The sequence below is a fragment of the Sulfobacillus harzensis genome (assembly GCF_012933365.1).
Taxonomy (GTDB): Bacteria; Bacillota; Sulfobacillia; order Sulfobacillales; family Sulfobacillaceae; genus Sulfobacillus_B; species Sulfobacillus_B harzensis.
Map to the genome: position 1 here is coordinate 1 of NZ_JABBVZ010000098.1, position 12,514 is coordinate 12,514.

The following is a 12,514-nucleotide window of genomic DNA, read 5'->3' on the forward strand; positions in this document are numbered from 1 at the left end:
TAGGAGGTCGAGGCAAAAGCCCAAGGCAAATGGCGTAATTGTATGGAATCAAAATCTACGAAGCCTGGGACAACCTCCCGCTGACAAGTTTGCATCAACGTTTACCACTGCATCGACAACTAATCGGGTACGGCAACGATTCCTTGAATTTCGGGCCATAAGCAATTCCCAGACGGGGCTACAGTGAATTGATTTTCTCCAGGATCTTTTTCCTGCTGGGATTCGTGTACATCAGTGTGGTATGAATGTTACTGTGTCCGGCAATTGCTGCGACTTCATGGACATTTAATCCTTTCTCCAGTGCATTCGAGCAAAAGAAATGTCGTAAATCATGGGGAGAAATCGGTGGGTGAATACCCGTTCCTTCGCTGTACTTGACGAAGAATTTAAAAGCCGTGATCCGTGAGAGTTGTTGACTCCGGTTGCTCAGAAACAGGTAGGGACTGACATGGGCCAAACCGTATTGGCCCCGCTCCTGCTTCATATAATCACGGATCAACCGAACCAATTTATCGGACAAGAAAACTGTTCGAGTTTTGTTTCCTTTGCCGCTGCGAACAACCAATTCCCTCGATTCTAAATGGACATCGTGCAATTCGAGATGCAACGCCTCACTAATTCGCAATCCTGTGTAAGCCAGTAAATTCACGAGCGTATAGTCCCGCTTGTTTTGGCTTTCCAACACGGACTGAATAAAACGCTGCACTTCTTGTTCCGTATGTATTGCAGGAGACGCATACTGTTGTTGGATCTTTTTCTTATCATTCTTGTGAATGACGATGGTTGATTGAATTCCTTCGGACACAAGATATTCATTCCACGTGTGAAGACCCGCCATGCGGACATTGAAGGTCGCCGCACTGACGGTTTGCCGATTCAAATCCTCTTTGTATTCCGCCACGTTTTCGGCAAACAACTGGGAGGGGGCTTTACCGTATCGAGTGGAAAACCAAACCATGTACTTGGTTACGGATGTGATGTAAGACGTTATCGTGTTCTGGGATTTTCCCTGGACGACCAGGTGCTCGCGGAATCCCTGCAGCACGGGATCGCCGAATAAATTATGTTTCATGGGAACAACGCCGCCTTTATATCAATTATGTTTCATTACACCGTCCTATTATAGCGCACCGACTGTATGAATGAAACATAAATGCTATGATGTTTCTTTGCTTAAGATAGCGTCGGTGTCCCCTCTTGAACAATCGGCACATCAAATGCGAGCTCCGGTGGCTGACGATTGGGGTCAATCCGATATTTCCCAAACCGGTTGACGTGGGCCGTCAGGTAGGGACTCAGATCTGAAATCACCTCCTCATCATACGAATTTCCTTGTAACGTGTAGTCGTGAAGCACACGACTTAAGGCAAACACGTTGTAAAAGATGAGACAGTTAGAAACTAAGTGGTTGTATTTGATGATTTTCCGCTGTTTTTCCCGGTCGTTTTCTCCGATCATGCCGTCCCCGCCGAAAAACATCCATTTGGTAAAGCCGTTGAACGCCTCACTTTTGTTGGTGGCTTCTTGAATCGTACGCCGCAACTCTTCGTCCGCCAGATACTTCAGTAAAAATCGTGTACGAATGACATTCCCTAACGCCTGGAATGCTTGGTACAAGCGGTTTTTTCGGCTGTAGGTCCCCAGTTTGTTTAAGATGGTCGAGGGCGTAATGCGACCGGCTTTGATCGACATGGCTACTCGAAGCATATCCGGAAGGTGGGTTTCAATCAGTTCCCAATCGATCGGCGCGGAAGAAAACAGTTCATCGATATGCTGATACTTTGCGTCCTTGCTCGGTCGATAAAGGTCCAGATCATGCCAATTCCGGATCCGCGGCATGAGTTCAATCCCCAGCAAAAAGGAGAGGCCAAAAATCGGAGCACTTTGGCCTTGGGTGTCCGCGTGTAAAATATCCGGCTGAATATCAGATTTATTGTGGATGAGAATGTCCAAGATGTAGATCCCTTCCCAGACACCGCAGGGAATAAAATGACTGAATAATGCAATGTAGGTGTCCGACACGTGGTAATAACCGATTCCCCCGTATCCCCCGTACCGAATGTGATATTCCGAGAGTAAGTTCTGTTCATAGAGGTCCCACTTAGTCCCGTCGGCCGAGGCGCGTTCGCCGGTTCCCCAATATTTTGGAAGGAGAAATTTGTTGTAGGAGTTGAGAACATAGCGGATGGCCTCCTCCAAATTCTCTTCCGTGACGTGCCTTTGATTGATCCAGGCGATTTGTTTTCGATCCATGGTTCCCAAAGACCGCGCCGTTTGGGTCGGTCCCAGGTTGCATCCGTAACAGAACACCGTGGTGAGATAGCGCTGGTCCGGGTCTTCGAGCTTGGCGTCATGGCCCGAGATGGGACCGAAGAACCGTGTCCAATTCAACCAGTATTCGGTATCCGCCAGCATGTCCAGGATGTTGATCGGTTCCAAATTGTCGGCAATGTATCGTTCCAAGGCCTTTAGCCCTTCCGGAGCCGACTTCGCTTTCAATTTCGTGACCACCGCTTGGCCGTTTTCGATGCGTACCTGTTTGTTTTGTGGGAACGATAAATCGGTGTCATTGGCTACTCGTGCTAGGTCGGATCGAATGCATTCCCCAAAAGACGATCTATTTGAAGGCAAACCAGCCTGGTCACAAAATGCCTCAACGCCTTGCTCGTACTCCTCCCACGAGATCAATTGTTCGCGATAATCCGCATATTTCTCGCTGCCTTCAATACACAGATCCCCGGATTTGAGCTCCCGCATGACGTGAGTAAACACACACACTTCAAAGTGTCGGCGGTTGATTTCTTCCGGCATGGATTTTCTCTTACGTTGAGGGCTAATCCACCGCCACCAAGAATCCGGTACCCACGAGAGATCTACCAGGGGGACTCTTTCTGACTCATCTTTTCCCGATCCCTTCTTGACCATTTGGACGGTCGGAACCCAATCCGCTCGTGAGTGCTGATGGGATTGTAAGAAGGTAATGGCTTGCTCCATCAAGGTATCCTGGCTCGTGGAGCGCAGTCGAATGGAGTGGAGAATTTTAAACAAGGTGGCTCGATGACTCTTGTAGTGTCGCCAAAGAAATGGGTAATAGTTGTTGCCCGCATAACCCAGGTGGGATTCACAGTCTTCTAAAAGAGTCGCTGTTCGGTCACCAATGACATTTTTCAATGCCTCTACGCGTTCTTCGGCACTGCCTTCGGTTTGATAAGCCGTGAGAAAATCCCGGAGCGTCGCCACGAGTTCATCGGTACGCTTTTGCTGCTGAGATCGATACTGTTCCAAGGACTGTTTGCCTTTGGTGTGAATACGCATCATGCGCTTGATCAGCATTTCGCCGATATTGTCCTTGACTGTGGTGGACTGGACAAAAAGGAGTGCGATCGCGAGTGCATATCGTTTGTTCGGCTCCATCTCCAACATCCGTGCGGCATCTAACGTTTTCGCTTCCGCTGCCATTTGCTTGATCTTTCGCATGGAAACCCCCTGGAGCGCTTGCAATCCGGTCGTCTTGGTGCTGAGCCATCGATCATGGGAAACCAGATCTTTCAAGTGGGTTAAGGTGGGATTCCCCGCATCCTGTTTGATTCGATGCCACGGAGTATAGGGGGATTGGGCAGTGGTCTGGAATAAATCATCCACGGCTTTGATGGCGTCCGTATCCAGTGACTGAGAGATATTGTGATAAAGTTCTCGGTATGACTGGGCATAAATGTGACGGGCAGCCTCGGCCAATGTATTGAACGCGGGCAACTCAACATTTTGTTGGATCAGTTTTTCCATCGCGACATTGACCAAGTCGGCCGGCTCATCTTTCACTAACGCCACCTCAGCCATGGCATTGACCATGATTTGTCGGGCTTCCCGATCAAAAAATCGTATACCCAGGTAATCTCGAATCAATGCCCGGTGACGCTTATGCGTACCGGATGCGTGGTACTTGTTCCAACCGTCCGAAGACCGTAAAGGAATTCCCGCACACTGGGCAATATGATCCATGATGACCTCCGGAATCTCGGTAAGGGGCACGAAATACCCAAGCCGTTGGGATATTTTCAGCAGGACCAAGAGACCCAGGTGGGCCACATCGCCTCGAGTGTTCTGTTCCGCCCATATCAGTTCTTCGGGAGTAGGAGTATATATTTCGTTTAACTCTTTTTGTGAGTAGCTGCTTTTCAGTCTCGGATAAGCCGTTTCTCGAACACTGGGCAACTCTTTCACCCCCTTTGCCGACCGAACCCGCCAGTCAAAGCCGCAACTAAACCGGGAGATTCTATGTCGACTCGTGTCCAGAGAAGTAAACTTGTCGACATTCTAAATCCCGCAAAACCGCAATATGACGCCGTCCCCACTCACCCTGTCAGCAACGTTAGTTCCGAACCGTGGAACTAACGTTGTTGACACGACGGTCTATACTTACGGCGCAGGAAGTCCGAAGTCAGCCTATGAATGCATTGGTCTCCAGAGTTCTGCGCTGATACGAGTCGGTTGGAGTCTCTTATTTCCCCGTGCGACGGTTAATCACTTGGCGGCGGTGAATCCCGGAAGGTCCGCTGCCGCGATGAGTGTTCGGCACGTGATATGCTCTAAGAGGATGTTGGCGCTAATACGTCTCCATCCATAGCAGCGCGACGGACTTCTTCGGCCCTCCGCCCCCACAGGGTTCCGGCCACGATAAGCGCACCTCCAATTCCCGCCACTACCGATAAGGCTTCACCCCCGACGACGGCGAACACCGCTGCAAAAGCTGGCTCCAGGCCAAGCAACAAGGCGGCCCGCGCCGCGGAGGTGTGTTGAATACTGACCATTTGGACGACAAATGCCACGACCGTGCCAAAGACGCCTAAGTAGGCCGCGATCACCCAGAACAGTGGAGCATGGAGAACGGTCATGTTGTGGCTAGATGAGGTTGTGAGCACGCTCGCAACGCCACAGATCAGGAACACGGTGGTGAACTGGATCCCGTTCAATGCAATGATATCCATACGGTCGACCGGGACCCACCGCTTCGTCACGGTCATTTGGGTCGCGCGCAGGGCAGCGGCAATCAAGATTAGTCCGTCGCCGAGATTCAACGTGAACGGGCCTCCGTGCACGGACGTTACGAGCACGGTGCCCAAGACCGCCATCGCCATGGCTCCTATCAAGGGCCAGCGGATGCGATACCGTAGTAAAAGCGCCTCAACCCACGGAACCATCACTACGTTCAGGCTGATGAGAAACCCCGCATCGATCGCCGTGGTATGCTTAACGCCAAACGTTTCCGTGACAAAGATCCCCGCGAGAAACGCGCCGAGGCCCAGACCAGTGATCAGCGTCTGTCGGGTGGCCCGGCGTACATGACGCCAACCGTACACGTTGAAAGCGATCGCGGCGATGCCGAATCGAGCCGTGAGAAACCACAAAACCGGTGCGGCGATCACCACGGTTTTCGTCGTAATGTAGCTGGACCCCCACACAATGGCCACCAGCACTAAGAGTAGGTCCATGAGACCCGCCCGGTGTTTACGGGTTTGCGATGCATCTGATGTCATTCACCGGCCTCCACCGCAAAGGGAAGCGGCTCAAAGGTGGGCAACCCTAACCCGCGGAACGCCTGGAGTCGACGACTATCGCGCACGGCGAACGCTCGCTGAAGCCATCGGTCATACCCATCGTATCGGGCCTCAAATCCCGTCCGCGCGTGGGCCGCGAGCGCGTTATCAACAAGAATGAGGTCGCCGGGATCCAACACCACGCTGACGGTCTCCTGTAACAAGTATCTCTTTAATAGGCGGAATGACCAATCCGCTTCCGGACTCAGAGGTTCCATCAAGAAGAAGTCGATCGTCATATCCGGATCGAGCACGTGACCCGTTAAAATGGGTAGTGTCCGACTCCATGCGGCCCCGAAAGACGACGACGCTCGGATCCTAAAGAGCGGCCGTCGCAGGATTTCGATGGCATGATTCGGCAGTTTGGGCAAGACACGGCGGATACAAGCTGTCGCGGTCTCGGCTCGATGGTCATGATCGGGCCGTAAACCCAACAGCGCCACGTAGTCGGGGCGATAGGGATGAAATCCGTCTTCCGTATGAAATTCGAGGTAGGCCGATCCCGTATTCTCTTGCGTGTCTTCCTTCCCCTGGACGGGGATCACATCCTGCACGAGCGCCCCGTCTTTTTCGTCCGCATAACATAAAAGTTCTCCCAGCACCGACATGATCGTGAGCAAGACCCCTTCACTGACCCGGGTGCCTTTCTCAGGCGACGGACGGCCATCTTGAGGGGTCGGCGGTAAGGCTGCGTCTATTGGCAGGCCGCGAAACAGCAGTGTGCCGAATTCATTGGAGCGGGCCCGGAAGTCCAAGAGAATGGAGACAAGCCGGGACGGCAATCGGGACGCGGCTTGTTGTGCCCATGTTAAAATTTCTGGCGTAGGATTAAAGACATCAAACAGGGGGAGTTCCTCGACTACACCAGCCACAATCTCCCGTTCTTCAGCCGACAAAACGAGCGTCGGCACAAGACCTACGGAGTGTGTAGATGTCATCATGTCACGCGGTTCGAATTGTATTGCCATGGTATTCATTCCTCCTATTCGTTGCCCACCGTTCCAATGCGGTATTGACGAGCCAGAGAGCGATAAAAACTTTCAAGGGTGTAGGGTTGGAATTCGTCCGGAAAGGTTGGGATGGCTCCGGCGTGTAAGGAATCCGGCGCACGCCGCGCCAAGCAAAACGCCCCTTGATGGGATACGGACCACCGTACCTCGCCAGTAATCGGACGGTTTAGATTCTGAATGGCCAAATCCAGGCTCTGTTTGAGCGGCGAAAACCAACCGCCGAGACAGACGTGCCGGGTCCATTCGTCGTCCAGCGTGCGTTTGATCCGAAGTTCCTCCCTTGCTAGGATCTGCTCTTCAAGCAACGCGTGGCTTTCAAGAATCAGGTGGGCTGCCGGCGCTTCTCGGAGTTCGGGATTCTTGACGCCAAACACACCGTCTTCTAATCCTACAAAGCGCCCAATACCATAGGGCCCAAGCAATTGATTCAAATGGTCGATCAATTGCGAGAGAGGATAGGGGACACCATCGACAGCGACAGGCTGCCCTTGCTCGAACGCGATCGTAACGACGATCGGTGGCTTCTCCTCCATGCGCGTCCACGCAAACACCGATTCCACCGGAATGTCGATCGCGGGGTCCTCTAACGAATCGTTTTCGATCACCCGGGCCCAGAGGTTTTCATCAATGGAGTACGTCTGATGTAAGGTCCGCGGTGGCGCGATGCCGCGGTCGGCGAGGTATTGCGTCTTGGCTTCCCGTGAAATGTAATCGCCAAAACCGGGACACAGCAGATCCAACCTAGGGGCCAAGGAAAATATGGATAAGTTGACTCGGGCTGCGGTATTTTGATAGGGCGTGGCACTGTGGACGATCAAGGTGTGACCACGCTCCGTAGCCAGCCGTACGGCCTCCTGGGCCATCAGCGGCCGGGTAAAACTCGACGACAGGGGAAAGTTGCCATTGTATCGAGCGTTGGCTCGAATACCCGCTGCCAAAAACTCGTCAGCCAGCCGGTCCCGCCCATCAACCACAATGAGGTCAAGCCCGTACGACTTGACCTCTTCTAGGCTCGGCAAGGCTGATTGTCCCACATTCACCGTGAGCGCGGTCACCGCAATGTCCATATCCCGTAGCCTCTGAGCAGTATAGAGACTGTCGAGGCCGCCCGAGTATAATAAGACAGCGCCTGTCACGGAACGGTCGACGTCCGCAAACGTGGAGAGAACACGCGACATTTTATCACCCCTTTACGGAGTAATATACTAATATATTTGGTAGATTTTAGGCAACAAATAGGAGGTAGATTGGTGATGCCAATTCCACCACGCATCCCACCGGTCCCGCAACACTCGTCGAAATCGTATGCCATGGAACTGCTTCAGCGTTGGATTATTGACGGCACCTTGGGAGACGGGGAGCGGATATCCGATGCGGTCATCGCCGAAGCGCTGGGCATTAGTCGCACGCCCGTCCGCGAAGCGTTACTCATTCTGGAAACGCAAGGGTTCGTTGAGATGCGGCGTGGGCGCGATACCCGTGTCCGCGCTGTGCAGGCGCGGGATCTTTATCAACTGTATCCGCCCCTAGCCGCCTTGCAACGAGCTGCAGTCCGGTTGGCCTTGCCCAGAATGACCTCGCGCATCCTTGACGAGCTCCGAGAAATCAATGGCCGCTTTGCGGAGTCTCTCAAGGAGCATGATGTCTTCAAGGCCATGGAGCATGACGAAGAGTTTCATGACCTCATTGTCGAGACGGCCGAGAACCATTATATAACCGCCTTCGTCGGGACTTTGCAACTTCACATTCGACGCTTGAAGTATCGATTCTTCACCCACGCCTTGCCTGGCGATGCGTCCGTTCTAGAGCATGAAGAGCTGATTCGTGCGTTCGAAACGAAAGACCTCGATCGCCTAGGAACAGTGATGGAGGCGAACTGGCTACGGCCGATGTATGAGTTGGCTCAGGCCCTCGACATAGACGATATAGCATCTAGCGAAACGGCAGGCCCGCTTCTGTAAAGGGGCTTGTGGACCCGCAAATAGTCGGCGACCGAAACCTGTTTACCGTCACGGAGCACGGCGCAGCAAGGACGGCGGCAGAAGGAGGGAGGGGAGCGTTCGTGAGCGAACGGGCTGAGGAAGCGACTTAACGGAACATTCTGTCCAAATTGCCGATGGGCCGGGGTTGAAGGCCGCCATGCCTTGGTCGAGGACGGTCACTCAAGCCGGTGAAAGACGTGCTGCTTCGCCTGAATGGACTAACGCGCTAACGGCCGTCCGCCCGCCAAGGGGTGGGGACATTGGATCCCGTCGGCAAACCAACACGACCGTCGTTGTGCCCCACTCCCCAGAGTGAGTCGCAGCTGCGTCTATGTGTTACATTGGGCAGTCGGGGTGTGCAGCGGAACAACCCCTTATAATTCGTCGGCGGATTTACTTGTCTTATGGTCCTATGGCCCGAAATTCAAGGAATCGTTGCCATACCCCAGTCAGAATGGCGCTTGTGTCTCAGATGGGTAAACCCATCTGAGACACATGGCATACCACGGGTTGTCGCCGTTTCTATTGTATCGTATGCTTGTCTCATTAATCATACCGGAAAGTGAGCGAAACCGCATGATATACGGCTATGCCCGGGTCAGTTCGACCACTCAAAGTTTGGACACGCAAGTCGCGCAATTGAAGGCGTACGGTTGCCAGAAGATCTTTCAGGAAAAGCTCTCGGGCCGCTCACTACACTATCGGGCACAATTCACCGCGCTATTGAGTCAAGTCGGCGCGGGCGATGTGCTGGTCGTCACGAAACTGGACCGCTTTGCCCGCAGCACGCAAGATGCGCTCAATACCATGGCCACACTGGCCGGGCGCGGGGTCTCGCTCGTTGTGCTGAACATGGGGGGCGATGTGGTCGATACGTCGACGGCGATTGGCAAGCTCGTGATTACCGTCTTGGCCGGGATTGCCGAATTTGAGGCCGATCTGATTAAAGAACGTCAGCTCGAAGGCATTGCGGCCGCCAAGGCTCGGGGCGTGTATAAGGGACGCCCCCGGACCTATACGGTGCATCACAAAGGTTTAGCGCATGCGCTGGAACTCTTGGCCGCACGGGACACCAATCACCTGACGGTGAACGATATCTGCGCCATGACTCAAGTCAGTCGGGCCACGCTCTATCGCCTGGTGCGACAAACCAATGGCGGTAAGTAACCCCGCATACTTACGGGAGGCGCAAGAGGTGCAGCGGTGCTACTCTAGGGTTACTGACGGAGTGGGGTTGTCGTGGCATGAGGCGGTTGCCCCGCGTTGGACGACCACTGGCCCATGACGATACCAACGATAACTAGTGCTGTTGCGAATAGGTCAGCAAGGGTGATGGATTCCCCGAGAAGGACAAAACCCAGACCATAACCCATGATTGGGGTTAACAGCAACCAGAAACTCGCTCGCCGGGTACCACCTCGTTTAAGCAAGTGGAACCAAAGTAACATAGCGCCAATCGATACCGCACCGGCAAGCCACAATAGGGAGCCCCATAAGAATCCATTCCATTGCACAGGCTCGGCACCCTCCGTGACCAGGGCGATGGGCCAGAGAAGGGCGGCCCCAGCGGCCAGTTGCCATGTGTTGATTACCGCAGGGCTTAAGTTGATTTTGCTGGTATTAAACAACACACTACCGGCCGCCATGGCGGCCTGACCGAGCAGAAGCAATCCGATTCCCCATAACGGGGTTCTGAAATGAACAATGGCCTGCCAAGCACCCACGACCAGGCCCCCCGTGGCCACGGAGAGACCCAGCGCCTGCACTCTCGAGACTGGCAAGGCCAGGATCACCTGTTCCATAATAAGCACCATTAAGGGATTTACCGAAACGAATAAGTTGAATAGCCCTGCCGGCACCACGCTGAGAGCTAAAAACGAGGCCCCCAGGTATACAGTGGTATTCATCCCGCCGAGGAATACCAGGGTGGTCCACCACGCCCTCGGGGGAATGAGGGGTTGCCGTAAGAAGCACCGACCACCCATCAACGCCAACCCCGCAATGGTGAACCGCAGGCTTGCCAGGATCAATGGCGGAGCAGACCGCAAACCAAATTTCGTGGCGATGGCGGCCGAGGCCCACAATATCACATACGCCAGAGCTTCCGCGGTCAGCATACCGGGGCCTGGGGATGGGCGAGAATCGCGAACACGAGATGTCCCACACGATGCCCTTGTCGCCATCGGCTCCATGCTTCATGGGCGCTGATCCATGGCCAGACTGCGGTCAGTTCCTCCACCTGTAGCCAGGACACGGGACCCAAGAGCTGCACGCCGGGAACGATATCAGCACCATCCAAATCGACAAAACGAAATACCACACCATGCTCCGCTTCTGCCCATCGATAGCCCGACAATACCTCCTCGGCTTCGGTCTGCTCTTTCAAACCGACCACTAACACCTGGTGCCGATAGCCAGCGGATTCAAAGAGGTGATCGAGGACGGAAACCGGAACGCGGCCTCCGATGCTGCACAACACGTGCCCCGTCGGAGACAGGAAATTGAGCGATTGACGGAGGATATCATGGTGGCTGGAGAGCAAATATTGGGCAATCGGCGCGTCTACCACGGTTTCCACAGCGCGTGCGAAATACGTCGCAGATAAAATGTCTTGTCGGTAATCAAGGGGTTTATAGGCAGGAATGTTTGGAAGGTTCTCGTAAATCAGGTCCGCTTTGAAGCCCGGAGAGAGAGCGGTTAGCATGTCGCTCTGCAAGACGTCAACCACGGGATGCGGTTCCGGGATTCGGACGTTGTGCTCAATGTTGCGATGGGCTAACTCCGCGACTTGCTCGTGGATGTCGAGCGCGACAATGTGCTGCGGCCGGAGAATATGTGCGGCACCAATGGCATCCAGTCCCACCCCGGTGCCGACGGTCACAAATGCATTCACCGGGCAGCGCCCGGTCTCTCGAATAAGACGAAACGCTGCAAAGGAAAACTCCAGCCAATCCCCACGAATCTCACGTCGCGGCCCATAGGAATGTTGGTTATAGTCGAGTTCGACGTACGGGTAAGGCCCACGGCGAAAGTAGGGCCACACCATCAGTTTAGTCATCACGACCCTCTTTTCTGGTAGATTGTAACAATTATGTTCTAACCTTATGGACTTCGTCAACAGGTTAGAACACTCCAATCTGCCAATCGGTCAAACCCTTTGTATAATGGGGATGAAGGAGGGTTCTCGGGTGAAGCCAGAGTTTACTGCACTGGGGGGGACGCTCGCGATCGACTTTGTGAACACCGTCCAATGGCATGGAGGCACGGTGCATGATGTGCTTATGTCGCCCACGGACCTTAACGAATGGCTTCAATTTATGGTGGATCACGAACAGTTGACGTCAGCACAATACCGGAGTGTCACAATAGTGCCTATGACGTCGGATGATCTGGCGCTTCTTAAAAGCTTTCGGACCGTTGGCCGAGATTACTTATCGGGTGGGTTGGCGGAAGGTGATTTTGTCGAGCACTTACACCGTGCGGCGGAGGATACACCACTCATCTTGCGCCTGGATCGCACCCATGGCGGATACGCTCGCGTGGCGATGCCGGTTGACGGAGGTTCCCGCGGACTTGTAACGTTACTGGCCGCCGATTGGATGCGACTCTTCGCAGAAGGAATTGTGTCACGGATTAAAGCGTGTGCCAATGCGCGGTGCTTAGCTTATTTCGTCGATGTCAGCGGCCGGCGCAAATGGTGCTCCATGGCTGACTGCGGGAACCGGATCAAAAATGCGCGTTACCACCAACGGCGACAAGGCATCTAATACACCAATACAGAAACGCAAGCTAATTGGCTATTAATGAGGTCCCGAGGCGGGTAATCCTTATTCCGGTTTTTGGTTCCAATGCTCGTATGATGACACCATGTCAACCCGGCCGGCCTAATTTCTTTTGGGGCCATGCGAGGTCGGTCGTCAAGGTCGGC

10 protein-coding genes are annotated in these 12,514 nt (G+C 53.8%); 3 read left to right on the forward strand and 7 right to left on the reverse strand.

The window, feature by feature from the left end; all coding sequences use genetic code 11:
* Positions 1 to 178: 178 nt before the first annotated feature.
* The 5 genes from HIJ39_RS18320 to HIJ39_RS18340 form a co-directional block, all read right to left on the reverse strand.
* Positions 179 to 1,072, reverse strand: a complete 894-nt coding sequence (locus HIJ39_RS18320) for a tyrosine-type recombinase/integrase (protein WP_169102282.1) — start codon at positions 1,070 to 1,072, stop codon at positions 179 to 181.
* Between the two features lie 101 nt (positions 1,073 to 1,173).
* Entirely contained in the window at positions 1,174 to 4,221 is a 3,048-nt protein-coding gene (locus tag HIJ39_RS18325) for a Tn3 family transposase (RefSeq protein WP_338055239.1), read from the reverse strand.
* A gap of 365 nt (positions 4,222 to 4,586) precedes the next feature.
* On the reverse strand, positions 4,587 to 5,534 hold the full coding sequence (locus tag HIJ39_RS18330) for a DMT family transporter (RefSeq protein WP_169102286.1): 948 nt from the start codon (positions 5,532 to 5,534) through the stop codon (positions 4,587 to 4,589).
* The gene (locus tag HIJ39_RS18335; protein WP_169102289.1) at positions 5,531 to 6,562 is read right to left on the reverse strand and encodes a TauD/TfdA family dioxygenase; all 1,032 of its coding nucleotides are present in this window, start codon (positions 6,560 to 6,562) and stop codon (positions 5,531 to 5,533) included. The genes HIJ39_RS18330 and HIJ39_RS18335 overlap by 4 nt, the downstream gene beginning before the upstream one ends.
* A gap of 14 nt (positions 6,563 to 6,576) precedes the next feature.
* Positions 6,577 to 7,782: an argininosuccinate synthase domain-containing protein gene (locus HIJ39_RS18340; protein ID WP_169102291.1), complete on the reverse strand. Its 1,206-nt coding sequence runs from the start codon at positions 7,780 to 7,782 to the stop codon at positions 6,577 to 6,579.
* A 75-nt stretch (positions 7,783 to 7,857) separates the two neighbouring features.
* Between HIJ39_RS18340 and HIJ39_RS18345 the strand changes: the two genes are divergently transcribed.
* Positions 7,858 to 8,565 carry a GntR family transcriptional regulator gene (locus HIJ39_RS18345; RefSeq protein ID WP_169102293.1) on the forward strand — a complete coding sequence of 236 codons (708 nt, stop codon included), beginning with the start codon at positions 7,858 to 7,860 and terminating at the stop codon, positions 8,563 to 8,565.
* Positions 8,566 to 9,162: 597 nt separating this feature from the next.
* A complete protein-coding gene (locus tag HIJ39_RS18350) occupies positions 9,163 to 9,753 on the forward strand; it encodes a recombinase family protein (RefSeq protein WP_169102295.1) in 591 nt (196 codons plus the stop codon).
* Between the two features lie 50 nt (positions 9,754 to 9,803).
* Here the strand turns inward: HIJ39_RS18350 and HIJ39_RS18355 are convergent, their stop codons facing one another.
* The gene (locus HIJ39_RS18355; RefSeq protein WP_243239804.1) at positions 9,804 to 10,703 is read right to left on the reverse strand and encodes a DMT family transporter; all 900 of its coding nucleotides are present in this window, start codon (positions 10,701 to 10,703) and stop codon (positions 9,804 to 9,806) included.
* The gene (locus HIJ39_RS18360) at positions 10,697 to 11,644 is read right to left on the reverse strand and encodes a class I SAM-dependent methyltransferase (RefSeq protein WP_169102297.1); all 948 of its coding nucleotides are present in this window, start codon (positions 11,642 to 11,644) and stop codon (positions 10,697 to 10,699) included. Before HIJ39_RS18360 ends, HIJ39_RS18355 begins: the two co-directional genes overlap by 7 nt.
* Before the next feature lie 130 nt (positions 11,645 to 11,774).
* Here HIJ39_RS18360 and HIJ39_RS18365 point away from each other — a divergent pair, with 130 nt between their 5' ends.
* Positions 11,775 to 12,353, forward strand: a complete 579-nt coding sequence (locus HIJ39_RS18365; RefSeq protein WP_169102299.1) for a CGNR zinc finger domain-containing protein — start codon at positions 11,775 to 11,777, stop codon at positions 12,351 to 12,353.
* Positions 12,354 to 12,514 lie beyond the last annotated feature (161 nt).

Coding starts and splice junctions, on each gene's coding strand:
- HIJ39_RS18335 (WP_169102289.1), bottom strand. CDS start 6,562: ATGGCAATACAATTCGAACCGCGTGACATGATGACATCTACACACTCC.
- HIJ39_RS18355 (WP_243239804.1), bottom strand. CDS start 10,703: ATGCTGACCGCGGAAGCTCTGGCGTATGTGATATTGTGGGCCTCGGCC.
- HIJ39_RS18330 (WP_169102286.1), bottom strand. CDS start 5,534: ATGACATCAGATGCATCGCAAACCCGTAAACACCGGGCGGGTCTCATG.
- HIJ39_RS18350 (WP_169102295.1), top strand. CDS start 9,163: ATGATATACGGCTATGCCCGGGTCAGTTCGACCACTCAAAGTTTGGAC.
- HIJ39_RS18340 (WP_169102291.1), bottom strand. CDS start 7,782: ATGTCGCGTGTTCTCTCCACGTTTGCGGACGTCGACCGTTCCGTGACA.
- HIJ39_RS18360 (WP_169102297.1), bottom strand. CDS start 11,644: ATGACTAAACTGATGGTGTGGCCCTACTTTCGCCGTGGGCCTTACCCG.
- HIJ39_RS18320 (WP_169102282.1), bottom strand. CDS start 1,072: ATGAAACATAATTTATTCGGCGATCCCGTGCTGCAGGGATTCCGCGAG.
- HIJ39_RS18345 (WP_169102293.1), top strand. CDS start 7,858: ATGCCAATTCCACCACGCATCCCACCGGTCCCGCAACACTCGTCGAAA.